The organism is Streptomyces sp. NPDC051940 (genome assembly GCF_040680895.1).
Taxonomy (GTDB): domain Bacteria; phylum Actinomycetota; class Actinomycetes; order Streptomycetales; family Streptomycetaceae; genus Streptomyces.
Genome location: NZ_JBFAXR010000042.1, coordinates 35546 through 62350, shown reverse-complemented (window position 1 = coordinate 62350; position 26805 = coordinate 35546). Strand labels below are relative to the sequence as shown.

Annotated in this window: 23 protein-coding genes and 2 pseudogenes; 15 read left to right on the top strand and 10 right to left on the bottom strand. The window is 71.9% G+C overall.

Annotation, left to right across the window (positions count from 1 at the left end; translation table 11 throughout):
* Nucleotides 1–63 precede the first annotated feature (63 nt).
* Nucleotides 64–360, bottom strand: a pseudogene (locus AB0M28_RS18575) (winged helix-turn-helix domain-containing protein); the annotation flags it as partial.
* A gap of 450 nt (nucleotides 361–810) precedes the next feature.
* On the opposite strand from AB0M28_RS18575, the gene AB0M28_RS18570 reads away from it, so the two are divergent.
* Nucleotides 811–2052, top strand: coding sequence for an extracellular solute-binding protein (locus AB0M28_RS18570; RefSeq protein ID WP_365405483.1), 1242 nt, complete (start codon nucleotides 811–813; stop codon nucleotides 2050–2052).
* Nucleotides 2053–2132: 80 nt separating this feature from the next.
* On the opposite strand, the gene AB0M28_RS18565 is transcribed toward AB0M28_RS18570, so the two are convergent.
* Nucleotides 2133–3818, bottom strand: coding sequence for a sialidase family protein (locus AB0M28_RS18565; RefSeq protein WP_365405480.1), 1686 nt, complete (start codon nucleotides 3816–3818; stop codon nucleotides 2133–2135).
* A 236-nt stretch (nucleotides 3819–4054) separates the two neighbouring features.
* Between AB0M28_RS18565 and AB0M28_RS18560 the strand changes: the two genes are divergently transcribed.
* The 4 genes from AB0M28_RS18560 (at nucleotide 4055) to AB0M28_RS18545 (ending at nucleotide 10077) form a co-directional block, all read left to right on the top strand.
* Entirely contained in the window at nucleotides 4055–5476 is a 1422-nt protein-coding gene (locus AB0M28_RS18560; RefSeq protein ID WP_365405477.1) for a hypothetical protein, read from the top strand.
* Complete coding sequence (locus AB0M28_RS18555; RefSeq protein ID WP_365405474.1) at nucleotides 5473–6621, top strand: hypothetical protein; 1149 nt, start codon at nucleotides 5473–5475, stop codon at nucleotides 6619–6621. Before AB0M28_RS18560 ends, AB0M28_RS18555 begins: the two co-directional genes overlap by 4 nt.
* 104 nt (nucleotides 6622–6725) lie before the next feature.
* Complete coding sequence (gene glnII / locus AB0M28_RS18550) at nucleotides 6726–7745, top strand: glutamine synthetase (protein ID WP_365405471.1); 1020 nt, start codon at nucleotides 6726–6728, stop codon at nucleotides 7743–7745.
* A gap of 262 nt (nucleotides 7746–8007) precedes the next feature.
* Nucleotides 8008–10077 (top strand): hypothetical protein, encoded by a 2070-nt coding sequence (locus tag AB0M28_RS18545; protein ID WP_365405468.1) that lies wholly within the window; start codon nucleotides 8008–8010, stop codon nucleotides 10075–10077.
* 7 nt (nucleotides 10078–10084) lie between these two features.
* Here the strand turns inward: AB0M28_RS18545 and AB0M28_RS18540 are convergent, their stop codons facing one another.
* From AB0M28_RS18540 to AB0M28_RS18525, 4 genes are all read right to left on the bottom strand, one after another.
* Nucleotides 10085–11728, bottom strand: a complete 1644-nt coding sequence (locus AB0M28_RS18540) for an alpha/beta hydrolase (RefSeq protein ID WP_365405465.1) — start codon at nucleotides 11726–11728, stop codon at nucleotides 10085–10087.
* Between the two features lie 99 nt (nucleotides 11729–11827).
* Nucleotides 11828–12727 carry an alpha/beta hydrolase gene (locus tag AB0M28_RS18535; protein WP_365405462.1) on the bottom strand — a complete coding sequence of 300 codons (900 nt, stop codon included), beginning with the start codon at nucleotides 12725–12727 and terminating at the stop codon, nucleotides 11828–11830.
* Nucleotides 12728–12792: 65 nt separating this feature from the next.
* A complete protein-coding gene (locus AB0M28_RS18530) occupies nucleotides 12793–13194 on the bottom strand; it encodes an SHOCT domain-containing protein (RefSeq protein WP_365405460.1) in 402 nt (133 codons plus the stop codon).
* 106 nt (nucleotides 13195–13300) lie between these two features.
* Entirely contained in the window at nucleotides 13301–13708 is a 408-nt protein-coding gene (locus AB0M28_RS18525) for an MmcQ/YjbR family DNA-binding protein (protein WP_365405457.1), read from the bottom strand.
* Nucleotides 13709–13796: 88 nt separating this feature from the next.
* Here AB0M28_RS18525 and AB0M28_RS18520 point away from each other — a divergent pair, with 88 nt between their 5' ends.
* The 3 genes from AB0M28_RS18520 (at nucleotide 13797) to AB0M28_RS18510 (ending at nucleotide 16723) form a co-directional block, all read left to right on the top strand.
* Nucleotides 13797–14546, top strand: a complete 750-nt coding sequence (locus AB0M28_RS18520) for a YciI family protein (protein ID WP_365405454.1) — start codon at nucleotides 13797–13799, stop codon at nucleotides 14544–14546.
* Nucleotides 14543–15835, top strand: a complete 1293-nt coding sequence (locus tag AB0M28_RS18515) for a sigma-70 family RNA polymerase sigma factor (RefSeq protein WP_365405451.1) — start codon at nucleotides 14543–14545, stop codon at nucleotides 15833–15835. Before AB0M28_RS18520 ends, AB0M28_RS18515 begins: the two co-directional genes overlap by 4 nt.
* 192 nt (nucleotides 15836–16027) lie before the next feature.
* Nucleotides 16028–16723, top strand: coding sequence for an arsenate reductase ArsC (locus tag AB0M28_RS18510; protein ID WP_365405448.1), 696 nt, complete (start codon nucleotides 16028–16030; stop codon nucleotides 16721–16723).
* Between the two features lie 7 nt (nucleotides 16724–16730).
* Here the strand turns inward: AB0M28_RS18510 and AB0M28_RS18505 are convergent, their stop codons facing one another.
* Both AB0M28_RS18505 and AB0M28_RS18500 read right to left on the bottom strand, forming a co-directional pair.
* A complete protein-coding gene (locus AB0M28_RS18505; RefSeq protein WP_365405445.1) occupies nucleotides 16731–17987 on the bottom strand; it encodes a PLP-dependent aminotransferase family protein in 1257 nt (418 codons plus the stop codon).
* A gap of 56 nt (nucleotides 17988–18043) precedes the next feature.
* Complete coding sequence (locus tag AB0M28_RS18500; protein ID WP_365405442.1) at nucleotides 18044–18643, bottom strand: DinB family protein; 600 nt, start codon at nucleotides 18641–18643, stop codon at nucleotides 18044–18046.
* A gap of 422 nt (nucleotides 18644–19065) precedes the next feature.
* Between AB0M28_RS18500 and AB0M28_RS18495 the strand changes: the two genes are divergently transcribed.
* The 5 genes and pseudogenes from AB0M28_RS18495 to AB0M28_RS18475 all read left to right on the top strand — a co-directional run bounded on the left by AB0M28_RS18495 (nucleotide 19066) and on the right by AB0M28_RS18475 (nucleotide 24467).
* Nucleotides 19066–19731, top strand: coding sequence for a TnsA-like heteromeric transposase endonuclease subunit (locus AB0M28_RS18495; RefSeq protein WP_365405439.1), 666 nt, complete (start codon nucleotides 19066–19068; stop codon nucleotides 19729–19731).
* On the top strand, nucleotides 19728–22016 hold the full coding sequence (locus tag AB0M28_RS18490) for a transposase (protein ID WP_365405437.1): 2289 nt from the start codon (nucleotides 19728–19730) through the stop codon (nucleotides 22014–22016). The genes AB0M28_RS18495 and AB0M28_RS18490 overlap by 4 nt, the downstream gene beginning before the upstream one ends.
* Nucleotides 21994–23277 (top strand): hypothetical protein, encoded by a 1284-nt coding sequence (locus AB0M28_RS18485; RefSeq protein WP_365405434.1) that lies wholly within the window; start codon nucleotides 21994–21996, stop codon nucleotides 23275–23277. Before AB0M28_RS18490 ends, AB0M28_RS18485 begins: the two co-directional genes overlap by 23 nt.
* Nucleotides 23274–23708, top strand: a pseudogene (locus AB0M28_RS18480) (TniQ family protein); the annotation flags it as partial. The gene AB0M28_RS18485 and the pseudogene AB0M28_RS18480, both read left to right, overlap by 4 nt.
* 216 nt (nucleotides 23709–23924) lie before the next feature.
* Nucleotides 23925–24467, top strand: a complete 543-nt coding sequence (locus AB0M28_RS18475; protein WP_365405498.1) for a hypothetical protein — start codon at nucleotides 23925–23927, stop codon at nucleotides 24465–24467.
* A 3-nt stretch (nucleotides 24468–24470) separates the two neighbouring features.
* Here the strand turns inward: AB0M28_RS18475 and AB0M28_RS18470 are convergent, their stop codons facing one another.
* Both AB0M28_RS18470 and AB0M28_RS18465 read right to left on the bottom strand, forming a co-directional pair.
* Nucleotides 24471–24797: a hypothetical protein gene (locus AB0M28_RS18470; protein ID WP_365405432.1), complete on the bottom strand. Its 327-nt coding sequence runs from the start codon at nucleotides 24795–24797 to the stop codon at nucleotides 24471–24473.
* A gap of 53 nt (nucleotides 24798–24850) precedes the next feature.
* Nucleotides 24851–25363 carry a hypothetical protein gene (locus tag AB0M28_RS18465; RefSeq protein WP_365405429.1) on the bottom strand — a complete coding sequence of 171 codons (513 nt, stop codon included), beginning with the start codon at nucleotides 25361–25363 and terminating at the stop codon, nucleotides 24851–24853.
* Between the two features lie 241 nt (nucleotides 25364–25604).
* Between AB0M28_RS18465 and AB0M28_RS18460 the strand changes: the two genes are divergently transcribed.
* Both AB0M28_RS18460 and AB0M28_RS18455 read left to right on the top strand, forming a co-directional pair.
* The gene (locus AB0M28_RS18460) at nucleotides 25605–25871 is read left to right on the top strand and encodes a hypothetical protein (protein ID WP_365405426.1); all 267 of its coding nucleotides are present in this window, start codon (nucleotides 25605–25607) and stop codon (nucleotides 25869–25871) included.
* Between the two features lie 96 nt (nucleotides 25872–25967).
* Entirely contained in the window at nucleotides 25968–26801 is an 834-nt protein-coding gene (locus AB0M28_RS18455) for a methyltransferase domain-containing protein (RefSeq protein WP_365405424.1), read from the top strand.
* Nucleotides 26802–26805 lie beyond the last annotated feature (4 nt).

Genomic DNA, 26805 nt, shown 5'->3' with positions numbered 1-26805 from the left:
CGGCGTGGCTCGGGACGGTGTGGGTGTTGGGGTACCTGGGTACACCCCCGCACCGCAGGGGACTCAGCGGTGCCCCGGCGCCGGCGGCGGCACGAACTTGTACCCCACCCTCCGCACCGTCACGATCGCGGCGCGGTGGCGCGGCCCGAGTTTGCGCCGCAGCCGGGCCACGTGGACGTCGACGGTGCGGCCGTCGCCGACGTGGTGGTAACCCCACACGGTGTGCACCAGGGAGTCACGGGTGTGCACGCGCAGCGGGTGCGCGACGAGATGGGCGAGGAGTTCGAATTCGAGGTAGGTGAGGTCGAGGGGCTGGTCGTCGACGTAGGCGGTCCACTGCTCCCGGTCGATGCGCACCGGGGTGGCGGGGAGTGCATGGGTGTTCGACATCGTTTCTCGGCTTTCGCGCGTCGGGTCGAAGGACGTCGTACGCGCGGGCGGCCGCGCCGCTGGTGTGTCAGAGCGGGCCCGCGCTACTGCGCGGGGCGACAGGCGAGGTCGAAGTGGTTGCCCTGCCGGGACGGCCAGAACGGTTCGAGGTCGAAGCGCCTCGGAGCGGGGTGGTTCGCGATGCCGGCCATGCGTCTCATTGAAGCAGAGCCCGCCCCGCCGGGGACCCCCGGGACCGCGGACCGTCCGCTATCCGAGACGGCGGGTGACTCGAGACACCCGTGTGCCAATCGTGACCGCCGATGCGTTGACGGGGGGATTGGTCCATGCCAAGTTGCAGGCGCACTGCAAGTCAACCCTGGGGGGTTCAAGGTGAGGGCCAGGGATCGGAGTCGGTTCCGACTGGTATTCGTTCTGCTCGTGCTCGTCCTCGTGGCCGGCTCGGGAGCGCTGTTCGCGACAGGCGCCATGCCGCTCGTCGGCGGTGGCGACAAGGTCGTCAAGGTCTGGCTGATGCGCAGCAGCGTGACCAACTCGTTCGTCAGCAAGTTCCGGGAGAGCTACGAGACCGAGCATCCCGGCGTCAAACTCAGCGTCACCATCCAGGACTGGGACGGCATCACGGAGCGGGTGGGCCAGGCCCTGGGGGGCACCAGCGCCGACCAGCCCGATCTGATCGAGGTCGGCAACACCCAGGTCGCCAAGTACGCCGCCAGCGGCAAGGTGAAGGACCTGAGCGACAAGGTGGACGAGCTGGGCGGGCGCAACTGGCTGCCCGGTCTGGCCGATCCGGGGAAGATCGACGACAAGCAGTACGGCGTCCCGTTCTACGCCGCGAGCCGCGTCGTGATCTACCGCAAGGACCTGTTCGAGAAGGCGGGCGTCGAGCCGCCGCGCGACCGGGAGGAGTGGCTCGAGATCACCGCCAAGCTCAACAAGGGCGGGACGCAGGGCATCTACCTCCCCGGGCAGAACTGGTACGTGCTCTCCGGCTTCGTCTGGGACGAGGGCGGCGAGCTCGCCGTGGAGAACAAGAACGGCGTCTGGGAGGGCGCGCTGGACACCCCCGAGGCCATGAAGGGCATGGAGTTCTACAAGCGGCTCCAGGCCCTGGGCAAGGGGCCGAAGGACAGGGACGAGTCCGACCCCCTGCAGACCGGGGTGCTGGCCCACCAGAAGGTGGCGCAGATGATCGGCGTCCCCGGGCAGGCGGCCGAGACCATCGCCGAGAACCCGCGGCTGGAGGACAAGCTGGCCTTCTTCCCTGTCCCGGGCAAGAAGGAGGACAAGCCCGGCACCGTCTTCACCGGCGGCTCGGACCTGATCATCCCGTCCTCCTCCGACCAGGAGGACGCGGCGTACGACGTGCTCGCCGCGCTGGCCGGTGAGAAGTGGCAGATGGAGCTGGCCCGGGCGATGAGCTGCGCGCCGAACAAGACCACGCTGGCCGGCGAGGTCGAGGACGAGGGCACGCGCACCATGGCCGAGTCGGCCGCCAACGGCCGCGCCACCCCCAACTCGCCCGACTGGGCCTCCGTCGAGGAGCTGCAGCCGAACCCGATCAAGGCGTACCAGACGCAGGTCCTGCAGGGCACCAAGCCCCTCAAGCAGGCGGCCAAGGAGGCCGCCGACGGGATCAGCGACGCCCTGGCGGGCGGCTGACGGAGTACGCCACCGACACCGTGCGGTGAGACAGGAGTAAGGGGCGGGCTCCACGGAGCCCGCCCCTTACCTGTCACCGGCTACGGCTTGACCGTCGCCACGAACACGTCCGTGTTGCCGAACTGCGCCGCGCACTCCAGCGGAGGCGCCGGCTTGATCGACGGGTCGTCCGCGAACGGGTCCCGGCCCAGCCGCGTCGCGATCCGGTCGGCCATGTCGCCGCGGATCGCCGCGGTGCCCTCCACGGCGTGCTGGTAGGCGTCCACCCGCGGGCAGCCCACGCCGAAGCGGGAGTCCGTGAAGACGAACCACGCCCGGTCGGCGCTCGACGCCAACACGTTGTAGTCGCCGTAGAACTGCCGGACCAGGTTGTTCTGCGCGCTGGCCGCCGGGTCGCTGGAGGCGCTGGAGATCCTCAGCGGCGCCGACCAGCTCCCGCCGGCCTTCCTCGCCACGTAGTAGGCGTCGACGGCCGCGTTCCCGGTGCCGTACGTCGTCGGGTCGACGGCCTTGAGCGCCTGGTAGCCCACGTCCACCCGGCCGTTCGGTGCCACGTCCAGGCCCTGGAAGAAGGCATAGCCCTCCGCGGCCGTCGAGACCGTCGTGGGCGCCGACCAGGTCCCGCCCCGGTCCGGGGAGCTCGCCACGACGACCCGGCCGCCGCCGGCGGTCCGGTTCACCCAGGCCGCCCACACCGACGTCGAGCCGGCGCGCGGGTCGGCGGCGATGGACAGGAAGCTGTTGGTACGGAAGTTCGCGCCGGGGATCGGGTCCTGGATGTCCGCGACCGCGCCGACGACGGCGGGCCGCGCCCACGTCGCACCGCCGTCACGGGAGACGGACACGAGGTGCTCGAAGCCCTGCTCCCAGGCCACGTACACCGTGCCGTCCGGGCCGACCGCCGGCATGGAGCCCTGGCGGCCGTTGCCGGTGCCGTTGTTGCCGGCGGGGGAGAGCTGCTTGGGCAGCGAGAAGGTGTTCCCGCCGTCCGCCGACACCGACACCATCACCGGCTCGGACGTGCCGAGCGCCCGGAACTCCGTCCAGGTCAGATAGACGCGCCCGAAGAACGGGCTCGTCGGCGAGGCGTCGACCGTCACCCATTCCTTGTCGTTGAAGTCGTTGGGGTTCTCCTTGACGGTGGCGATCACGGGCGGCGACCAGGTGGCGCCGTTGTCGTCGGAGTACGCGACCAGCAGCAGCTCCGGCGCCTTGTTCGGCGGATAGGGGCTGCGACCGGGCTTGTACGACGCCAGGGACGAGTAGTAGGCCCGGGCGCCGTTCTCGTAGCCGAAACCGCCACCGGCCTTCGGCTTGGGACCGTAGGAGATCACCGGGTCGCCGTCCGAGATGATGTCGGAGGACGCCCACGACGCCTGGTCGTCCAGCAGCCCCCGGTTCGTCCAGGTCTTCCCGCCGTCGCTCGAGGTGTACACCCCGGAGGTGGCGACGCCCGGGAAGAAGGAGCAGTCGCTCGGATCGGCGTCCGCCCCGCGCACGGGCCCCGGTCCGCACGGCGGCTGCCGCTGCTCGTCGTTGGCGCCGGCGATCAGGAACCGGCCGTCGAGCTGATTGACGGCGACGGTCGGCTCGTTCTGCTTGTTGGTGGGGAAGACGGCGGTGGTGTCGCTCGTCGGATCCCCTTCCACCTGTGGCTTGTTCGCCTGCGCGTCGGTCGCGGTGGCGGCCTGCGCGGGCTGGAGCGGGAGCAGTAACAGGCTCCCGGCCGCCGCGACGGTGAGTCGGCGTAACCATCTTCGTGCCATCGTCACTCCTCTGTGAGGAAGGGGAAGCCAATCCCGTTCGAGGGGCGTGTCGAGGGCCCTCGTCGGCCGGAAAACGGGGGGAGCGGCGGCCGGTGCCGGTGGTACGTTCGGCGGGCCGGCCGCGGGACTCCGGTGCGACTTCCGGAACCCGACTCTGAATCGATGATTCGCAGCTCGTGCCCTCATTCCCCGGCCGGCCCCCCGCTCACCGCCCCACCCGTTTCCCAGGACCCCGGATGAAGACCCGTGCCGAGCTCGTCGCCGCCGAGGACGTGCTGTTCTTCGTGAACGCGGCGGTCACCTCGACCGGGCAGCGGGAGTTCCGCGCGGACGCGGACGAGCAGCGGATGTCGCTGGACTTCCTGCACGCGTACGTCCTCGGCAACTACCGGGAGCTGTACGCGGCCGCGCTGGCGCTCCACATCAACGACCACAACGCGGCGATGATCGTGCAGCGGCTCCTCGGCACGGCGGGTGAGGCGTCCGCCGGGCAGCGCGCCGTCGAGGGGCGGCTGATCGCGCGGCGGCTCGAGCTGATGCCGCCGCAGCGGGTGTACCGGCTGTTCGGGCGGCTGCGCGCCGCACAGGTGAACAACCGGCGGACGCGGGCCGTCATCCGGGACTGGCTGGCCGCCCGGCCCGACCCGGCGTTCGACGCGGTGAAGTACCGCAGCGGCTACCGGACCGCCGCCCGGCACGCGCACCTCGGCGCGGACGGCGAGCTCGGCGCGTTCCTCTTCCGGCCGCGGTCCCGGGCGCGCTTCGAGCATCCGCTCCTGGACACCTACCGCCGTGCCCGCTACGAGCAGGCGGCGGTCTACCGGCTTCCGTTCACTGTCGCGGAGGGCTTCGCCGCCCGGCACGGCATCCCCCGCCAGGTGTTCCTCGACCGGATCGCCCCGCGGCTCACCCGGCTGGAGCGGCTGCGGCTGCAGGAGTCGGCGCGGGAGGCCGAGGCGTCGCAGGTCGCCGCCGACCTGTCGGCGATGCCGCTCACCCGGCTCGCGTCGTACGTCCTCGCGCTGCCGCTGGACGACCGTGTCCGGCGCCGCGCCGAGCTGACCGCCGCGCTGCGGGCGGCGGCGCGCCGCGCCGCGGGGGCACAGGCGGCGACGTGGGGCCGTACGGTCGCCGTGCTCGACGACAGCTTCTCCGCCGCCGGCTCCGCCCACAAGCGCCGCCGCCCCCTGGCCGTGGCCCTGGCGGCGCACCACCTGCTGCAGGCCCTCGCCCCGCACTACCGCGCCCTGTGGACCTCGGGGCGCACCGACGAACTGCTGCTCCACCCGTACGGGCCCACCCCGCTCGGCACCCGCATCCTCGACGCTCTCGACCTCGCCCCCGACCGGCTCGTCATCGTCTCCGACGGCTGGGACAACGCCCCGCCCGGCCTCGCCGGCGAGGTGCTGCGCGCCTGGCGCGAACGCCTCGACCCGGACGCGCGGGTCACCGTCGTCCACCTCAACCCCGTCTACGACGCCGACGCCTTCGACGTGCACCGCCTCTCGCCCGCCGTGCCCACCGCCGGCATCCGCGACGCCGAGGACCTGCCCGCGCTGGTGGAGCTGGCCCAGTTCGCCACCGGGCGGACCGGGCTGACCGAGCTGCGCGCACACCTCGATGCCCGGGTGGCGCGCTTCCTCCAGGAGGACCGGTGACGACCGCCGCGCTCGACCTGACCGGGCTCACCGCCGGCCCCTCCCAGGTGTGGGGCGGCGTCCGCCTGGTCCCGCTGATCCGCAGCGAGCCGATCGCCGACCTGCGCCTGCACCGCGAGGTGTACGAGAAGACGGAGACCGGCGTCGTCTCCCTCGGCGACCGGACGTCGTACCTCTCGTACATCCCGCACGGCCTGGTCGCCGACTTCACCCGCGACGGCACGCCCGCCGTGTCGTACGGCACCCAGATCGTCGAGCCGGGCGGGCGGCCCGTCTGCTGCCCGCTGCGCTTCCACCGCCGCATGGTCAAGCGGCAGGACAAGAACCGCGTCCGCTTCTTCCCGCTCCATCTGGCGATGGAGGGCTACCTGTCCCTGCACTTCGGCGGCCCCAGCGTGGTGTGGGAGGAGTGGTCCCACAAGGCCGTCCGCGAGGGCCTGTCGCCCCGCGTGGAGCAGGCGTACACCGGTGCCGAGGTCGACGGACTGCGGGAGGCGCTGCGGATCTTCGAGCTCCACCCCGGCCAGTGCGGGGTCCTGCTGTACACCGCCGACGCCCTGGCCGCCGCCTTCGCCGTGCCGCACCCCGACGACTACCGGGCGCTGCACGCGACCCTCGTCCAGGACATGTACGGCGAGCCCGTCTTCCACTACGCCGCCTACGGCGGCCCGGTGCCGGAGTTCACGGCCGCGATCGCGGCCGAGGACATCGGCACCCTGGCCCAGCTGCGCGCCGCCGCCGAGGCCCAGCAGCGTGCCTGGACGGAGTTCCACGACGGCACCATGGCCGCGGGGCTGCTCGACCCGGCGTACACCTGGGAACACGTCCGGCGTATGGGCCCGTACCGGCTCCTCCGCTTCCGGCCGCCCTTCGAGCGGCAGCGCGAGCAGCACATCGGCGAGGCGATCACGGACGCCGCCGGGCGGATCGCGTATCTGAAGACCTTCCGCCTCTCCGAGAAACAGATCCGCCGCGGCCACCTCCTCACCGCCCTCGCCGCCCACGAGTGGAGCATCGCGGACACGGCGGGTTCGCTCGGTACGACCCACGACGAGCTGGTGCGTCGGATCGGGCGGCTCGGCTTCGGCGACCTGGTGATGCAGCACGTAAGGGACAAGGCTCAGCGCGGCCACCGGGGCCGTTGAGCAGTCTGTGTTACGTGGGGTTCACAAACGGGCAACGGAGGGGAAATCGCCTGTTGGCACGCTGCGCGGTAGAGAGACCTCTTGACCCCCAAAGGATGGCTTCCGTGGCGTACAAGGCCGAATACATCTGGATCGACGGCACCCTGCCGACGGCCAAGCTCCGCTCCAAGACGAAGATCCTCGCCGACGGCGCCGAGCCGGGCATCTGGGGCTTCGACGGGTCCAGCACCAACCAGGCCGAGGGCCACGCCTCCGACTGCGTGCTCAAGCCCGTCTTCAGCTGCCCGGACCCGATCCGCGGCGGCGCCGACATCCTGGTGCTGTGCGAGGTCTTCACCATCGACATGACCCCGCACGAGTCCAACACCCGCGCCGAGCTGCGCGAGGTCGCCGAGCGCTTCGCCGCGCAGGAGTCGCTCTTCGGCATCGAGCAGGAGTACACCTTCTTCAAGGGCTCCCGCCCCCTCGGCTTCCCCGACGGCGGCTTCCCGGCCCCGCAGGGCGGCTACTACTGCGGTGTCGGCGCCGACGAGATCTTCGGCCGCGACGTCGTCGAGGCCCACCTGGACAACTGCCTGAAGGCGGGTCTCGGCCTGTCCGGCATCAACGCCGAGGTCATGCCCGGCCAGTGGGAGTTCCAGGTCGGCCCGCTGTCGCCGCTCGAGGTCGCCGACCAGCTGTGGGTGGCCCGCTGGCTGCTCTACCGCACCGCCGAGGAGTTCGGCGTCTCCGCGACGCTCGACCCGAAGCCCGCGAAGGGCGACTGGAACGGCGCGGGCGCGCACACGAACTTCTCCACGAAGAAGATGCGGGAGTCCTACGACGCGATCGTCGCCGCGTGCGAGGCGCTCGGTGAGGGGGACAAGCCGCTGCAGCACGTGAAGAACTACGGCGCCGGCGTCGAGTCCCGGCTCACGGGCGCGCACGAGACGGCGCCGTGGGACAAGTTCTCCTACGGGGTGTCGAACCGCGGGGCGTCCGTCCGGATCCCGTGGCAGGTCGAGAAGGACGGCAAGGGCTACATCGAGGACCGCCGCCCGAACGCGAACGTCGACCCGTACGTGGTCACGCGGCTGATCGTGGACACCTGCTGCACGGCGCTGGAGAAGGCGGAGCTCGTCTGACCGCACCACCATCACGTCCCGGGCGCCCGCCGCTTCGCGGTGGGCGCCTTCGGCGTTCGTGGGGCCGCCGCCCGGCCCCGCCCCGGTTGGGCTAAGCGCCTGCGGCGAAGTTCGGGGCTGATGACCAGCCACGTCCTCACCCGGCCACCCCGCTCCCACGGGGCCCCGGGGCGAAGCCCGCGGAATTCGCTGCGCCGCCCACCCCGCCGGAGGCACTCGGCCCAGGTCGCGGGGGGTCGCGGGGCCGCCGAGGGTGGAGCGCATGGGTGGCGTGCGCAGGGTGGTGGCGGGTCGGCGTGCGTTGTCCGGCGCGGGGGCCCTGGCCACCGTGCTGGTCTTCCTGGTCACCGCGCTCGCCTTCTGCCGCGTCACCGTCGCCGATCCCGCCTACTGGACGCGTGCGTTGCGGGCCGCCGACGCCTACGACCGGACGTACGACGAGCTGCTCGTCGACCCCGGCGTCCGGGCCGAGCTCCGCTCCGGCGCCCTGGGCGTCCCCCTGCGCAACGACGTCCTCATCGACCAGCTCCCCCTGCTCGTCCCGCGCCCGGCGCTCCAGGCGGCGGGTGACCGCGGCGCGGTCGCGCTCACCTCGTATCTGACGGGCCGTACGGCCGAGCCGTCCCGTGCGGAGCTGGTGCGTCCGCTGACGCGCAGCGCCCAGGCCGCGGGGGAGCGGCAGCTCGCCGCGCTGAAGGCGGACGCGGAGCCGCAGACCGCCGAGCGGCTGGGGCAGCTGGCGCGGGACCTGCAGGAGGTTCCCGCCGACCAGTGGCGCTCCGGCGGGGCGGTGACGGCGCTGCGGCCGCCGCTGAGCGCGTTCGTGAGCGATACGTGGGATCCCGAGACGGCCGCGCAGATCAACGGGCTGCTGGATCCGCTGCTGCAGGTGGTGGGCGGTGCGACGGCGGCCACGGGTGCGGCGGACGAGGCGAAGGCGCCGCGGACACCCCCCGCCCCCGCGGCTCCCCCCGTCGCGGTCGCCTCCGATGCCCCCGCCGGGCTGGACGCCCTCCGCCCACTCCTCGTCGTCGCCGGCTCACCGCTCGCCTCCGGCACGGCCGTGCTCGGCACCGCCGCCGTGTGCGCGCTGGTCCTCGGCATGGCGCGGCGCGCCGGGGTGTCCCGGACCCAGACGGCCGCGGCGGTCTGCGGCGGGGCCGCCGTGCTCGCCTCGGCGGCCGGGCTGGCGGCGTGGGCGGCGCTGCCGGCGCCGGCGCAGCTGACCGGCGGGCTGCCGCAGAGCGCCGGCGCGCTGGTGGCGGACGTGGCGCGGCAGTTGTACGGGGAGGCGGCCCGGCGCTGGGCCGTGGCCGTCCTCGCGCTGACCTCCGCCGCCGTGGCCCTGCCCGCGCTGTGCCGCCGTTCACGCCGGCAGGCGCTCGCGGCGGCGGCGCTCGTCGCCGCGCAGCTGGTCCTGCTGCCGGCGGCGCCGTCGGCCGCCTCCACCGGCTGCAACGGCAGCACGGAGCTGTGCGACCGCCCGTACGACGAGGTCGTGCAGATCGGCGCGCACAACGCCATGTCCACCGTGGCCGACGGCTTCCTCAACGCCCACCACGACCCGTCCATCACCGGCCAGCTGGACCTCGGCGTACGGGCGCTGCTGCTGGACACCCACTACTGGGAGACCGGCGAGACGCTGCTGCCGCCGGGGCTCGGGCTGCGCGGACAGGCCCGCGACACGCTGGTACGGGCCGTGGACGACGTGGTCAGCGCCCGCCGCGGCACCTGGCTCTGCCACGGGCCGTGCCGGCTCGGCGCGAGCGGCCTCACCGCGCAGCTGCGGGCGGTCGGCCGCTGGCTGGACGCGCATCCGCGTGACGTCGTCACCCTCATCGTGCAGGACGGCATCACGGCCGCCGACACGGAACGGGCCTTCCGCGAGGCGGGCCTGCTCCGCCATCTGGCCCGCCCGCCGGCGGATCCGACGGCGCCGTGGCCGACGCTCGGCACGATGGTCCGGCGGGGGCAGCGCCTGGTGGTGTTCGCCGAGCAGGGCGACGGCCCGATGCCCTGGTACCCGAACCTCTACCGGTACGCCACGGAGACGCCGTACCAGATCGCGGAGCCCGGGCAGCTCGGCTGCGTACCGGGCCGGGGCGGGGCGAGCCGCGCCAAACGGCTCTTCCTGCTCAACCACTTCGTCACCCGCGAACGCAGCGCCGACCGCCTGGCCGCGGCCGCCGTCAACCGGCCCGACGTGATCGTGGCCCGCGCCCACGAGTGCGCCCGCACCCGCGGCGGACTGCCGACGGTGATCGCCGTCAACCACGTCCAGCTCGGCGACGCGGTGGAGGCCGCCCGGCGGCTCAACGCCGAAGGGCGCTGAGCGGCGGTCAGTTGCAGCGCTTGCCCTTCGCCGGGAGCCGGCCCTTCAGCAGGTAGTCCTCCACCGCGCTGTCCACGCACGTGTCGCCCGCGAGGTACGCGGTGTGGCCGTCGCCGACGTGGGTCAGCACCCGCGAGCCGTTGGCCAGCACGCCGGCCAGGGCGGCGGCGCCCGCGTACGGGGTGGCGGGGTCGCGGGTCGTGGAGACGAGCAGGGCCGGGGGCGCGCCGCTGGCCCGGACGCGGTTGGCGGTGTTCTCGCCCGCGACCGGCCAGCCCGTGCAGGTCAGCAGCTCGGCGGCCATCGCGTCGCCGAACAGCGGGGACGCCTCGCGGAACCCGGCGACCGCGCGGGTGTAGTCGCGCGGGGCGTAGCGGCGGCTCTCGTCCCGGCAGCTGATGGCGCGGTTGGCGTCGTCGGCGTTGGCGGTGGCGTCGTCGGGCGCGCGGGACGCCGAGCGGGACGCCCCGCTGAGCGCCGCGCGGGACGTACGGCCGGAGCCTCCGCCCGCCAGTCGTACCAGCGGCGCGCCGTCGCCGTCGGCGAGCGCGGTGAACGCCTCGCGCAGCGCGGGCCAGCCCTGCTCCTTGCTGTACAGGGCGCCGATGATCCCCTGGACGAAGGTGTCCTGGTCGAGATCGCCGGCCTTGGTAGCCATCGTGTTGCTGTCGAGGTCGATGAACAGCTGGTTCAGCGTCCGCCCGGCCTCCCGCGCGCTGCCGCCCAGCGGGCAGGAGCCCTCCTCCTGCCCCGAGTTGTCCGCCGTGCAGTCCGCCACGAAGCTGTCGAGCGCGAGCTGGAAGGCGCGCGCGTCCGCGAGCGCCGTCTCCCGCGGGTCCTTGGTCACGTCCATGACGCCGTCCAGTACGAACCGGCCCGCCCGTCCTGGGTACTTGGCGAGATAGTTGGCGCCCAGCTTCGTGCCGTAGGAGAAGCCCAGGTAGTCGAGCTTCTCGACGTCCAGGGCGGCCCGCATGACGTCGAGGTCGCGGGCCGAGTCCACCGTGCCGACCCAAGGCAGGACGTCGCCCGCCTCGCGGCCGCACGTCTCGTTGACCAGTTCCTCGGCACGGGCGATGGTGACGGCCTCGGGCGTGGTGTCGGGGGTGTGGTCCAGCTCGTCCCAGTCCGCCTCGGCCGGCTCCCCGCAGCGCACCGGCGCGCTGCGGCCGACGCCGCGCGGGTCGTGGCCGACGAGGTCGTAGACGGTGTTGAGGCGCCCGAGCCCGTCCGCGAACGCGGCCAGGCCCTCGACGCCGGACTCGCCGGGACCGCCGAAGTTCAGCACGAGGGCGCGCCGTTCCCGCTGTTCGCCGAGCGCTCCCGTGGCGGGCACCCGCAGCATGGCCAGCTCGAACGTGCCGCGGTCCGGCACGGCGTAGATCTTCGGCACCTTGAGCGTGCCGCACTCGAAGCGGCTCGTGTCCTCCTGCGGAGGGGTGACCCCCGCGGCCTTCAGCTCCCGGGCCAGCTCCGGCCCGCAGGCCCGCCAGGCGATCCGCTGGGCGTAGAACGCGCCCAGCCCGGGGGGTGTGCCGGGCTGGGCGGCGGGTGCGAGGACGAGGATCCCGGCGACCGGCAGCGCCACGGCTGTGACCAGGGTGGCCGCGGACCGCCAGGGGCGGGGCGAAATGCGTGGTCGGGGGCCCATGCGGTCACGGTAGGCGGGGGGTGGGACCACCGCATCCGGGCGCCGGAGGCTCGGACGCCGGACGCGCGGGATCAGGGACGCGCGGGATCCGACGCCGCCCTACGCGGCCGCGTCCACCCCCGCCAGGAAGTCCGCCACCGCGGCCGTGAACGCCTCAGCGTCGTCCAGCCACGGGAAGTGCCCCGCCCCCGGCTGCACGACCAGCCGCGCGCCCGGCAGCAGCGCGGCGTGCTCGGCGACGGTCGGCGGCGGGGAGTTGACGTCGACCTCGCCCGCCAGCAGCAGCGCGGGAGCGGTCAGCGCGGCCAGGGCGGTGCGGGTGGCCGGCGGGTCGAAGGCGCCCGCGGAGCCGTAGACCGCGGCGCCCTCGTCGTTCCGCTCGGTGGCCTCGGCGGCGTGCACGGCCCGCGCCGCCCCGTCCCAGCGGCCGTGCCGCAGCGGGGCGAGGTCCGCCAGCGCCTGCGGGGTCACCCGGCCCGCCTGCAGCGCCTCCAGCGCCGCGTACGCCTGGGGGAACCACGGTTCGCCGGCGCGCAGCCGCGCCACCTCGCGCCGCAGTTCGTCGGACGGGGCGAGGCCGACGGCGAAGGGGCTGGGCGTGACCAGCACGAGGCTGCGCACCCGGTGCGGGTGGCGGGCGGCGTACAGCACCGCGAGGTTCGTGCCGCCGCTGTGGCCGAGCAGGTCCATCCGCTCCAGGCCCAGATGTCCGCGCAGCGCCTCCACGTCGTCGACCAGCCGGTCGCAGCGGTACGAGGCGGGGTCGGCGGGTGCCGCCGAGCGCCCGGTGCCGCGCAGATGCGCCAGCACCAGCCGGCGGCGGCGGTCCAGCCCGCCCAGCCCGCCGAGGTAGCCGGGGGACTGCAGCGGACCGCCGGGGACGCAGACCAGGGGCAGGCCCTCGCCCCGTACGTCGTAGGCCAGCCGGATGCCGTCGTAGGCGTCGTATCCGGGGCCGTCGTAGCCGGAGTCGGGGGAATCGGGGGAGGCCGCAGTCACGGCGGCCATCCTCCCCGGGGAGGACGGCCGCCGCGAACGGTTTTCGCCGGTGGCGGAGTCGCTCGTCAGGCCAGGATCTTCGCCTTGGCCTGCTGGAACTCCTCCGGGGTCAGGTCACCCTTGTCACGCAGCTCCGCCAGCCGGGCGAGTTCGTCGGCGTGGCTCTTGCCGCCGCCACCGCCGCTGCCCGCCGCGTCGCGGACGTAGTCGCGGAAGGCCGCCTCGTTCGCCCGGGCCTGCTTGATGTCGCGCTCGCCCATGCTCTTGCCGCGCGCGATGACGTACACCAGGACGCCCAGGAACGGCAGGATGATGCAGAAGACCAGCCAGCCCGCCTTGCCCCAGCCGCTCAGGGTGTGGTCACGGAAGATGTCCATGATGACCCTGAACAGCAGGAACAGCCACATGATCCAGAGGAAGAACCAGAGCATGGTCCAGAACAGGTCGAGCAAGGAGTAGTCGTCCATGATGGCCTCCGTCCTTCGGACACGGCTGTCCGCTTGGGGCCAGTATTGGACGGTATGGCGCACGTCGCATCTTGAACCGTCCGGGCCGGTGCACCGCCCCGCGCGCTCACTCCCCGGACTGCTCCGCCCGCTCCCCCGGCCAGTCCAGCCGCAGCCGCACGGCGCGCGGCAGCGACGCCACGACCAGGTCGTACGAGTCCTCGATCAGCTCCCGCACCAGCTTCCGCGGGACGGATCCGTCCAGCGTCACCGTGTTCCAGTGGCGCTTGTTCAGGTGGTAGCCGCCCACGATCGCCGGGTACTGGGACCGCAGCCGCACCGCCAGCTCCGGATCGCACTTCAGGCTCACCGTCAGCGGCCGCGCGGGCAGGGCCGACAGGGCGAACATCTTCCCGCCCACCTTGAACACGGACACCTCGGGCGCCCGGGGGAAGGGCTGCTCCTCCACCGCGCCGATGAACTCCAGGCAGGCTTTCCGCAGCAGGGCCGGGGTGAAGGCGGTCTTCGCGGTCATGGCAGGAAGACTATGCGGCGGGTGTGTCGATTACGGGCCCGGCCGTTCGTCGGTGGGGTGAAGACAAGCCGAGACTCGGGAGGATCCCATGCGGTACATGCTGTTGATCTGCGGCGGCGGCGAAGCGGAGGAGACGGCTCCCGTCGACGCGCCCGTGACCGACGAGCGCGCCATCGACGACGACGCCCTGGACTGGGTCGGCGCCACCGCCGCCCGGCGGACCGGCCACCGGCTGCGCCCGCCGGCCGAGGCGGTCACCGTCCGCGTGCGCGGGGGTGAGGTGCTGCGCAGCGACGGGCCGTTCGCCGAGACCAAGGAGTTCGTGGCCGGCTACGACCTCCTCGACTGCGACACCCTCGACGAGGCGGTCGAGGCCGCCGCCCGGCACCCCGTGGCCGCCGGCGGGGCCGTGGAGATCCGTCCCTACTGGGACGACGTCAGCGACGAGGACGCGGTCCGCGCCGTGGAGGAGGACCTGGTCCGCGCGACCCGGGAGCGGGACGCGGACCGGATGGCCGTGCACTTCGACGCGGACATCGAGCGGTACGACGCGACGGACCTCACCGGCGTCAGGGCCGTGACCGGGGCCGACGCGGCGCGCGAGCAGGAGGAGGAGTTCTTCGCCGCCTTCAGCGGACCGCTGGACGTCCGGACCGCCGGGCAGCGGCTCCTCGTCGGCGAGGGCCTCGCCTTCAGCCACGGCATCCACCACGTCACCGGCACCCTGACCACGGGCGAGGCGTACGACGCCGCCGTCCGGGTGACCACGGGCTACCGGCTCGACCGCGGCCGCTGGCTCGTCGTACACCGGCATCTGTCGGTCGCGGGCAAGGGATGACGGCTGAGCGTGCGGAGGGCGGCGGCGTCGAGGAGGCGGTCGCCGCCGCCTTCCGCGAGGAGTGGGGCCAGGTCGTCGCGACCCTGATCCGGATCACGGGTGACTGGGACCTGGCCGAGGAGTGCGCGCAGGACGCGTTCGCCAGGGCGCTGGAGACCTGGCCGCGCGACGGCGTGCCGGCCGGCCCCGGCGGCTGGCTGACCACCACCGCGCGCAACCGCGCCCTGGACGTGCTGCGGCGCGCGGCGGTCGGCGAGCGCAAGCTGCGGGAGGCGGCGATGACCTGGGACGACGGCGGTCGGGGGGCGTACGACGGTGGGCTGGGGGCGTACGACGAGCAGGAGGCGGCGTACCGGGACAGCGGACTGCACGACGACCGGCTCCGGCTGATCTTCACCTGCTGCCACCCCGCGCTGGGGCTGGAGGCCCGGGTGGCGCTCACCCTGCGCACGCTCGCGGGCCTGACCACCCCGGAGATCGCCCGCGCCTTCCTGGTCCCCGAGGCGACCATGGCGCAGCGGCTGGTGCGGGCCAAGCGGAAGATCCGCGACGCCGCCATCCCGTACCGGGTGCCGCCCGCGCATCTGCTCCCCGAACGCCTCACCGGCGTGCTGGCCGTGGTCTACCTCCTCTACACCGAGGGCCACACCGCCGGCACCGGCACCGACCTGGTGCGCGCCGATCTGTGCGCGGAGGCCCTGCGGCTGGCCCGGCTGCTCGCCCGGCTGATGCCGGACGAGCCCGAGGCGCTGGGCCTGCTCGCCCTCGTGCTGCTGCACGACGCCCGCCGCGCCACCCGGGTCGACGCCGCCGGCGATCTGCTCACGCTGGAGGAGCAGGACCGTACCCGCTGGGACCGGCCGCGGGCGGCCGAGGGGGAGGCGCTGCTGGAGACGGCGCTGCGCCGCGGCCGGCCCGGCCCGTACCAGCTCCAGGCCGCCATCGCCGCCTGCCACACCCTCGCCGCCTCGGCGGAGCGGACGGACTGGCCGCAGATCGAGGCGCTGTACGGGGAGCTGCTGAAGGTGCTGCCCACCCCGGTCGTCCGGCTCAACCACGCGGTGGCCGCGGGCATGGCGCGCGGGCCGGACGCCGGGCTGGCGCTGCTCGCCGGGCTGACGGGCCTGGACGACTACCATCTGCTGCCCGCCGCCGAGGCCGATCTGCTCCGCCGGGCGGGGCGGCGGAGCGAGGCCGCCGCGGCGTACGAGCGGGCGCTCACGCTGGTGGAGAACGACGCCGAACGCCGCTTCCTGCTCCGGAGGCTGCGCGAGTGCGCTCCGGGGTGAGCGCGGCGCGTGCGTGCCGGGCACGGGGCCGAACGGGTCGGATCGCCATCACCGCAGGCCACGGGCCCGCGCGCGGCGGGCGCGGAACGGGGATCATGGGTAGTGGATCCGAGTAGTGGCGCAATGGCCCCGTCCGATGCCGCAGTGATCCTGTTGATGCCGCAACGACCCCGTACACCTCCGGGAGGCGCGATGAGCCCGTCCGGGGCGCGTCGCCCCGATCCCCGGCCCGCACTGCGGGAGGCCGCGGAGCGGCTGAGCCGCGCGTACGAGGGGGTCTTCGGCCGGGAGACCGTCGAGCGGTTCCTCGGCGAGACCTACGCCGAGCTGGCGTCGCGCAGTACGGTGCCCTCGCTGCTGCCGCGGCAGACGGAGGCGTTCGCCCGCCAGCGGCTGCAGGCGCTGGCGCGGGTGGAGGGCCGGGACCCCCTGCCCGGCCGGCCGGTCGTGCTGTTCCTGTGCGTGCACAACGCCGGGCGCAGCCAGATGGCCCTCGGCCTGTTCACCCGGCTCGCCGGCAGCCGGGCCCAGGGCTGGTCGGCCGGCTCCGAACCCGTCGGCGGCGTTCACCCGGTGGCGGTCGACGCGATGCGGCGGCGCGGCATCGACATCTCCGGCGAGTTCCCCAAACCCTGGACGGACGAGGTGGTCCGGGCGGCCGACGTGGTCGTCACCATGGGCTGCGGCGACGCCTGCCCCGTCTACCCCGGCAAGCGGTACGTCGACTGGCCGCTGCCGGACCCCGACGGCCAGGACCTGGACGCGGTGTGCCGGATCCGCGACGAGATCGAACGCCGGGTGCGGGGGCTGCTGGTGGAGCTGGGCGTATCGGAGGAGCCGGAGGGCGGCGGGGGAGCGGTGATGACGCGGCCGGAGCCCGAGACCTGAGCGTCCGTCACGCGGGATGGTGCGCGGCCAGCGCCGTGCCCAGCCGGCGCAGGCCCTCCGCGATCTCCGCCGGGGTCTGGGTGACGAAGCACAGGCGCAGCGTCGCCGGGTCGGGCGTGCCGGCGTAGAACGGCGCTCCGGGCACGTACGCCACGTCGTGCCGGACCACCTCGGGCAGCAGCGCCGTCGTGTCGTGACCGTCCGGCAACCGCACCCACAGGAACATGCCGCCCTCCGGCCGGTTCCACACCGAGCCCCGCGGCAGCGCGTCCGGCAGCCCGGCGAGCATGGCGTCGCGGCGCTCGCCGTACGCGGCGGCCACCCGGGCCACATGGGCGTCGAGGTCGCGGTCGGCGAGATAGCGGGCGGCGGCCAGCTGGTTGACGGTCGGGGTGTGCAGGTCGGCGGCCTGCTTGGCCACGGCGCAGGCCCGCAGCAGCGCGGCCGGCGCGCGCAGCCAGCCCAGCCGCAGACCGGGGGCCATCACCTTGGAGAAGCTGCCGAGCAGGGCGGTGCGGTCCGCAGCGCCCGGATGGGCGGCGATCCAGGGCACGCGTTCGCCCTCGAACCGCAGCTCGCCGTACGGGTCGTCCTCGACGATCCACAGGCCGCGGCGCACGGCGATCTCGGCCACGGCGGCGCGGCGGGCGGTGGGGAGGGTGCGGCCGCTGGGGTTCTGGAAGTTCGGCACGACGTACAGCAGTTTGGGCCGCTCCCGCGCCACCAGCTCGTCCAGGGCGGCCGGGTCGAGGCCGTCGCCGTCGCCGGGCACGGACACCACGCGGGCGCCGGCGAAGGCGAACGCCTGCAGCGCGGCGAGATAGCAGGGCTCCTCGACCAGCACCGTGTCGCCGGGCTCGATCAGCGCGGTGGCCAGCAGGGACAGGCCCTGCTGCGAACCGGTCGTGACCATCAGGTCGTCGGGACCGGTCGGCACGCCGCGCACGGTCGTACGGGCGGCGAGGGCGGTACGCAGGGCCGGCTCGCCCTCCGTCGTGGCGTACTGCAGGGCGCGGGCCGACTCGTCGCGGAAGACGGCGGCGTACGCCTCGGCTATGCCCGCGGAGTCGAAGAGCTCGGGCGCGGGCAGGCCGCCGGCGAAGTTGATCACCTCGGGGCGGGCGGTGACCGCGAGGATGTCGCGTACCGGCGAACCGCCGATCGCGGTGGCCCGGGCGGCGAGCGCGGGCAGGGCGGCGGGGGCGGACACGGACACGTGGACGGCTCCTTCGGGTGATGCGGCCAGTCCCCGCACCCTAGGCATCGGCGGGCCGCAGGCGGGGGGCGTTTCGCCATCCGGACGGGGGTCGGTGCGGTGGGTCAGGGGGTCTTCCCGCCGGCTTCCCGGGCGGCGCGCTCCAGCCGGTCGCGGTAGTCCGCCCACCAGGCGGCGTCGGCCTCGGGGGTGCTCGTGTTGGTCTCGTCCATCCCGACGGCGCCGTCGATGAGTTCGCGGAGGATGTCGGCGTGCCCGGCGTGGCGCTGGGTGTCCGCGACGACGCGGACGAGGGCGTGGTGCAGCGTCACCCGCGCCTTGTCGGCGGGCCACCAGGGCACGCGGCCGACGGCGTCCAGCGGCAGCGCGTCGATCGTCGCGTCCGCGTGGGCCCAGGCCCGGCGGTAGAGGCCGACGACGAACTCCCGCGACTCGTCGGCGGTCGCCCACATGTCGGCGTTGGTCTCCGCCCCCGCGTCGAGCCACGGCTGCGGCTCCCCGGACGGCCGCCCGAACGTGTCCCCGAGATACCCCAGTTCGACACTGGCCACATGCTTCACCATGCCGAGCAGATTGGTCCCGGTCGGCGTCATCGGCCGGCGGATGTCGTACTCCGAGAGCCCTTCGAGCTTCCACAGCAGGGCGTCCCGCGCGGACTGCAGATAGCGGCGCAGGTCGTCCTTGGGGTCGGTCACTTCGTTCATACGAACAGTCTGCCGGGCGGGTGATCTTTGTCCAGTGCCTCAGGGCGACTGTGACTTTGCGTGGTAACTGTCGTACGTCCTAGCCCGTCACCAGCGCCTCTGTGTTCAGGATGGCACGCCATCTGTCGTCGAATTTGCACCGTACTTGTCGTCTCGGCCGCATTTGCGGCCAAGTTGTCGGCAACTTCGGAGCTCTCACGTGTACGGGTGGCATCTGCCACTTGCCTGTAGGTGTGACCGATCGAAGCGCTGACCACCTGGTACATCGGCCCGAGGAGCGTGTCCCGGAGCTGTGGTCGCACAAGTGCACCTGGCGTGACCTTCTACTGCCGCAGTCTTGCGACAGGGGCCGGGACGATTTGGACCTCGATGATGGCTGGGAGAATCGATGGACGGCGACATGGCGGTAAGCCGGTGACTCGGTGACGTGCCCCGTGGCGCATTTGCGGTCGGCGCCGACGGCTGGGCGGCAGCCCATGCGGGGATTTACCTGGCGTCGTGATCAGCGCCATCGTCCGGGGCTGGAGTTCTTGGTGAGGACGGGGAGACTGCATGCCTTCGAGAGCTTGGAGGAGGACCGGCTGCTGCTCGCCTTGGACTTCTGCGGCGACGTGGTCGAGTTACTGTCACAACCCCTGGAGCTGAAGTTCCGCGCCGGTGGCCAGTGGCGGCGGCACATCCCGGACTTCCTGGTTGTCACCCGCGGCTCGACATGGCTGATCGATGTCAGGCCGGCACGGCTGATTCGGCCGGAGGACTTCGAGAAATTCTCTGCGTCGGCCGTGACAGCGGGGAGCTGCGGCTGGGGCTACGAGGTCGTGGCGGGGTGGAAACCGCATGTGGCGACAGCGATCGAGGCGATGGCGGCGCGACGGCGAACAATGGCGGACCCGCTGGGCACGCAGGCGACCTTGCTGGCAGCATCACGTCGGGGACTGCCCTTCGGCGAGCTGGCGGTGAGCTGCGAGTACTGGCCGGTGGCGCGGGCACACCTGCTGCATCTGCTCTGGCACCGCCGATTGGGAGTGGATCTCTCGCAGCCGCTGTCCGATGCCTCGCCTGTGGTCTGCTCGGAAGAGGCGTCGTGAGCGGGGCCGAGGCGCTGGACTTGTCGCCGGGAAGCGTGCTGGTTCTGGACGAGGCGCAATGGACGGTTGAACTACACGAACCGCATCTCGGTCACGTCCAGTTGGTGGCCGCAGACGGAGTCCGGCAACGAGTGAGTTACCGCTTCTTGGTGAACCATCCCCGCTGCCGCACATCCTCGCAATCGAAGGGCGCGTGGGTCGATCGAGGCCGCCAGCCAGCGACCATGCGTGATCTCACGGCGGAACAGCTGAAGATCGTCAAGCTGCGGTTCGCGCATCTCATGGAGCTCAACTGCGGCTATCGCAGCGGAGATGCAGACAAGCCAGCCCCGGGCGAGCCGAAACCTCAGTACGACCCGGATCGCACGACATTGGGGGAACGGCGCGCAGCCAAGGTCGCAGAACTGGCGGCGCTGAATCCTGAGGAAGCGCAGATGCTGGGCTTGGCGAACGTGGGGGTGCGGACGCTGGAGCGGTGGGAGGGCAAGCGCCAGCGCTTCGGGCTGATCGGATGCGCCGACGGTCGCTGGTTACGCGAAGGAGGCGGGCACCCCAGCATCAGCGAAGAAGTCCGCCAAGCGATTCTCGCGGTTCGGGAGGAGACCAGGCACCGCTCGCGGGTCAATGGTCGCACCCGTGCCACGATGATCCGCCGCTACATAGGCGAGACGTTCGACGATCCGGATGCCATCGAGGTCCCGAGCTACCACACCCTGCGGCGCGTCTGGCATGAGTGGTTCGGATCCGGAGGCGCCCGGCAGCGCTATGAACGCTCGGCGGATCTGCCGAGGAAGAACGGGTACGTGGTGGTGATCCGGCCCGGCCAGGTCGTCGCACTCGACACGACGATCTTGCCGGTCATGGTGCGCGAGCACGTATTCGGCGAGCCGGTACGGGTGCATCTGACGCTGGCGTTAGACGTCTACACGCATTCGATCTGCGCGTTCCGCCTGACGCTCGTGTCGGACACATCGGTAGACGTGGCGATGGTGCTGCGGGACGTGATGCTCCCGCTGCCCATGCGTCCCGAATGGCCACAGGAGATGGAATGGCCGTATCCGGGGCTCCCGGCAGCTGTGGTCGCACAGTTCGCCGGCCACCCTGTTGCGGGCCTGCCGTTCTTCTCCCCGGAGACCGTGACCGCTGATCACGGGGCCGTCTACCGCAATCATCATCTTGTCGAGGTTCAGGAAGCCATTGGGTGCCGCGTCCTTCCTGCTCGTGTCCTCCGCCCCACCGACAAGCAGGCGGTGGAGCGAGTCTTCCGCAGCATCCGTTCCCTGCTCTTCGAGCACCTGCCCGGATATACAGGCGTTGACGCTGCTGACCGAGGCGCCGCCCCGGAAGATGACGCGACCCTGTCGATCGACGCGATGGAGAGCCTCATTGCCCGCTGGGTGGTTCAGGTGTGGCAGAACCGGCGGCTGGGGGACTATGCCCCGAGTTGGGACCCCGACGGGGACCACAGCCCGAACTCGCTCTTCGCCTCCTCCTTTGGGCAGGTCGGGTTTCCCATGGAGATCCCGTCGCCCGAGCTCTACTACCGCTTTCTGCCCGAACATCGGGTCCGGCGCATCCATGGTCATCGCGGCGTGAAGATCAAAGGGCTCTGGTACTGGGACGAGGTCCTGGAACCCTTTGAGCACCAGCAGTCCACTCGCGGAGGTGCGCGCAAGCACACCTGGGTGATTCGGCGTGAGCCGCGCGACCGGCGCACCGTGTTCTTCCAGCACCCACTCACCCACGAATGGCACCCGCTGCGCTGGACGGGGATGCCGCCGGAAGGCGAAGTGCCCGCCTTCGGCGACCTTCGGGCGGAAGAACTGCTCGCGACGGTTCGCCAGGCCGGCCTGAAACCCCGCACGGACGCCGAGTTGCTGCCCATTCTCCTGGAGCTGATGGGCACGCACGATCCCGTCGCAAAGTGGCCGACCCAGATGACGAAGACCCAGCGCACACAGCTTGCCCGAGAGGTGGGCCAGGGCAAGGCTGCCGCTCGGGATCGTCCACGCACCACGGGCCGAGCCCCGCAACCCCTGCCGCGAGCAGCGGGCGAATCGGCGGCTCGGACGGCTGCCGAGACGCGGGCCCAGGAAACCGCCTTGAGTCTGGAAGCGCACCGCCGGCGACGGCGCAACGAGGTGGCCATGTCCCCGCCCGGGTTGCCGACTGAACTCGGAAGCAGCTACCGCACCCGCAACCTCTTCGCGCTTCCCAACGACTCCGAGACCAACCCGGACGATACGGCGCAGGAGCCCAGCGATGAACACCTCGGCAAGGAATGACCTGCAACAGCACACCACCGCCAGGCTCGGCGACTCTCTGCCTTTCTTACGCCTCGGCCCCAGGCCGGATCGCACCACCTACCAGGGCTGGCAACAGTGGCGCACAACCCGCGGCTCCTTCGTCCCGGCGCCAAAGATCAGTCTGAACCAGTACCGGCTGATGACTCCGCGCAAGCGCGCCATCCACGACCTGCACCGAGCCGCGTCCCATGTCAATATGCGCCTTCTGGAGACGCCGATGAGCGCCCGGGTCACGGCTCTGATGCGAGCCCGCATCCAGAACAATGCGCTGCGCGTCGAGCCGGGCACCCGCGACGGCCTCATGATCAACGGTGGCGGCTACCAGGGCAAGACCGAGACTGCCTGCCAGACAGCCGCCGAGTTCGAGGACTTCTGGTGGGACCTGGTGGAAGAGCTCGGGCCAACCCCCATTCCAGGGACCCGGGACCTCATCGCCCCGGTCGCCTACTGCCAGACACCGGTGAAGGCGACCCCCATCGCGCTCTGCGAAGCCATCCTGGACTTCTACGCCGCCCCCTACGGCAAGAACCTCCGCGGCATGATCCGCAACGTCCGCGGGTCGATCAAGGCCCACAGCACGTCCGCCCTGCTGATCGATGACATCACGCGCTTGAAGATGCATCGCGAGGATGACCAGGACACCCTCGACCTCATCCGCGACCTGATGAGTCTGGACGTCACACTGATCCTGATCGGCGTGAACATTCCGCGCTCCGGCCTGCTCCGCGAGGGATGGCACGACCCCCGCACCGGCCAGTGGACCTACCAGCGCCTGAAGGCGAGTCGCAGCTACAACCCCGACGCGTCCACCCAGACCGAGCGACGCTTCGACATCATCAACCTCGATCCCTTCGACTACACCACCGACGCCGGCATCTCTGCATTCCTCACCCACCTGGCCGGCGTCGAGGACCAGCTTCGACTGTTCGATGCCGGCCCGGGGACCCTCACCGAGGGTCGCATGCCCGAATACCTCTACGGACGCACCGGCGGCATCGTCGGCCTCCTCAAGCGTCTCCTGGAGGACACCTGCACCAGGGCGATGGAGCGCGGCCTCGAAACGTTCACCATCGATCTCTGCGACGAGATCGACATCAACCTGGGAAATCTGCCCGACCGGGACCCGGACGCAGGCGAGGTGCCCCATATCCCCGACACCACGCCAGCCAGGACACCCAGCAAGAAGCGTCGCAACACTGTGCTCGACGACCGTGGCACACCCCAGGCGGCCGACAAGTGAGCGGGCAGCGCACCGGGCCCCGTCCGCTACCCCGCGGCCTCGATCCTCTGCCAGACGAGATCCTCCCGGGGTTCATCCTTCGTCTGGCCTCCCACAACAACACCAGCCCGGCCGTAATCGCCCACAGACTGGGGCTTGTCGGCGGAACCGACATGGTCAACCGGACGATGATCCCGGCCGGCTTTACGCTGAATCTCGACGATCAGCGTCTCCAGCAGGCTGCCGGCGCGGCCAGAATCACCACAGACGAGCTCAGAGCGCTCCTCCTGGAACCGCTCCGCACGCGCTACGGCCCCCTCGACACCGAGACGAGGTCGGCCACCCCCCAAGACCTCGGTCGCTCAAGTCACTGGCTCTACCTTCGCAACTCTCAGTACTGCCCGCGATGCCTCGCCGATCACGCAGGCACTCCGGCTGCCTTCGGAGGTGCCTGGAAGCGCCGGTGGCGCCTCCCGGTGATGTTCGCCTGCACCCAACATGGGCAGCTCCTCCGCTACAACTGCCCAAGCTGCCGACAGCCAGCACAGTCCGCCCAAAGCGGGATGATCTCCCGAGCCACCCTGGAAGGACTGCATCCAGCTCATTGCCGCAACCCCCGACAACCCGTTGACTCATCCAACTCATCACGCCCGACCTGCGCGGCAGACATGAGAGCCATTCGCCCCTCCATCAAGCTGCCCGACACGGAGACCCGATCAGTCCTGCTGGGCTTCCAGGAACGCATCGACACCCTCCTTGCGGATGACGGGCCAGCGGACATCGACAGCTGCGGCAAGCCGATTCCGGCGGCCACATACTTCGAGGATCTTCGCTTCGCGGTCGCGCTCACCTTGGCCACGTGGCCGGCCGTCGAACTGCTGGCTCCCAACCGGGCAATCGCCCGGATAGTCGAGGGCGAGGCCCAGCGCCTTCGGATAAGGGCTCACCGCGGTCGACGGGGCACCAAAGCCGAAACGCTCCGCATGGCCCCATTCATCGTTCCACCGACGTCCTCGCTGGTCAGAGGTGCCGTCCTGAACACCGCCGCCCAGCTCCTCGAAGGCTGGAACCAGCGCTCACTGCCGATAGTGGTCGGCGGCGCGCTCAGGGGGCACGGCGGCCTCCGCCGTTACCTCCAGCAGCGAGTGGAGATCTCAGCCGCACTACGATCCCTCCTCGAAGCACAGCTCCCGCGAACTGACCGCAGGTGAAGTTCAGGCTCCAGTCGTGCGCAGCATGGCCTGCAATCTCCGGACTTCAGAGATCAAACGCGGCACGTCCTCACGCGCCGAGGCGATGAAGTCAAGGTCGGCATCGAGCTGGGCATTGGGACTGATGAGCGTCTGTCGCCCGTTCACGAACCTGCTCAGATACATCTCGCCGTCATCCAGGTCCGTGGTGTCAGGCGCGAGCTGAATGCAGCTCGCGCCGCCAGTGGCACCTTGAGTTTCGAGCACGGGAACCCACGGACCCGCCGACGCTCGGGCGACTCGAGCCTCCATCTCGGCAAGCTCGTCCTCCGTCAACTCCTCCATCGACATAACGGAATCACGCCTCCCTTCTGGCCAGGAGTCCACAAGGCCTCGCCCCGTAGTCATCCCGTCCGTGTCAACCAGACATCGACAGCTGCCTTGACCTGCGTGAACCGCTGATCCTGTCGTTTGCCAGACGCGGCCACGTCGCTGAGCGCATAGGCGGTCGTCTTGAAGCCGTCCGGATGATGGAACTCGGCGCCCCAGTTCCCCAGACTGACGGACATCACGTCACTCCGCTCAAGACGGTACTGCCCCCACGGATTGACGATCACGATCACGTCCTTTCGCACCTCCAGCCGCACCCGGAGGAAGGCGAACCAAGCGAAGAGGCACAGTGCAACAGACAGGGCGGTCCACGCGGCAGCGGACTGCACCCTCGGCCAAGTCGGTGACGCTGCCCAAGCGCCCCAGGCAACCGTCGCCCGCACGCTGACGATTCCCGCGACGAGGCAGACCCCAGGTCGGGTCGCTCCACCGATTCGCCAGGCCGCCACAGGAGTCTCGCCCGCGTTCCTCATGGCGGGATTCTCCCGCACGACCGTGAACAGCAACCAGTCGGCGAGGCGGCTCAATCTACAAGTCAACGGGCCTGCTGGCTCGACGACTGCGAGCGGAGACGACAGTTGGCGTGCTCGTCCGACAGATAACTTGCAACGTCACAGCGACCATCTTGCGCGGACGCCCCGCAGACCCCCGGAGTTATTCGAATGGGAGTTCACAACTCCGGTCTGACCAGCGGGATTTGTCAGTGTGGCGTCGTACAATGGAGGAAGAATCCAAGCCGGGATTCCGTGACGCCGAGGAGGTCGCCAGATGCCCGTGGCCCGCTCCCCCGTCCAGCCCACCCTCTTCCCCCTGCGCAAGAAGCCACTGCCCGCCGGGAAACCGCGCGTGTGGTACATCGCCCATAACCGCCGGCTCAAGGCGATGCGGATAGCCATCGCCCTGCTCGACACGGGGGTGTACACCCCGCAGCAGGCAACCGACCGGCTCATCCACGAGACGGCGGCCAGGATAGGGGTGCATCCGCCGTCCGCGACGACCTGCGCGCAGGTGCGCAGGCTCCTGCCCCGGATCTGAGTCCCGCGCCCGGCGCGGCCCGTCAGCGGGCCGCGCCGGTCCCTGCTCGCGGCACCGGAACGCGTCACGGCGCCGCGGGCGTTACGGTGAGGGACCATGGCGAACGATACGCAGGCGGACCAGTGGAACGGTGCCAACGGCCGGTTCTGGGCCGAGCACAGCCGGCGGTACGACGCGGTGCTGCGGCCGCGGACGCGGGCGCTGATGAAGGCGGCGGCGGTCGGCCGCGCCGACCGGGTGCTGGACGTCGGCTGCGGCTGCGGCGAGACGACGCGGCTGGCCGCGTCCTCGGCCTCCGAGGGCTCGGCGCTCGGGGTGGACCTGTCCGCCCCGATGCTGGAGATCGCCCGCGCGGCGGCGGCCGAGCTGCCCAACGCCCGCTTCGAGCAGGCGGACGTCCAGACCCGGGACTTCGGCACCGAGGAGCCGTACGACCTGGTCCTCAGCCGCTTCGGCGTGATGTTCTTCGACGCGCCGGAGACCGCCTTCGGCAATCTCGCGGGGGCGCTGCGCCCCGGCGGCCGGATCGCGTTCGTCTGCTGGCAGGGGGAGGGCGGCAACGACTACTTCCAGGTCCCCTTCGCCGCCCTGGCCCCCTACGTCGAACTCCCCGCCCCCGTGGCGCCGAACGCCCCCGGCGGCTACTCCCTCGCCGACCCGGACCGCGTCGCCGCCCTCCTCACCGGCGCGGGCTTCACCGAGCCGCGGCTCGAATCCCTGACGGAGCCGCTGCGGATCGGGGACGACGCCGTGGACGTGGTGTCCTTCCTGCGCCGCAGGCCCGTGTTCCGCGAACTCCTCGACCCGCTGGACGACGAGACGGCGGCCCGCGCGACGGACGCGCTGACCGCGGCGCACCGCCCGTACGAGACGGCGGACGGCGTGCTGATGAACGCGCCGTCGTGGCTGGTCACGGCCGCCCGGCCGTAACGGC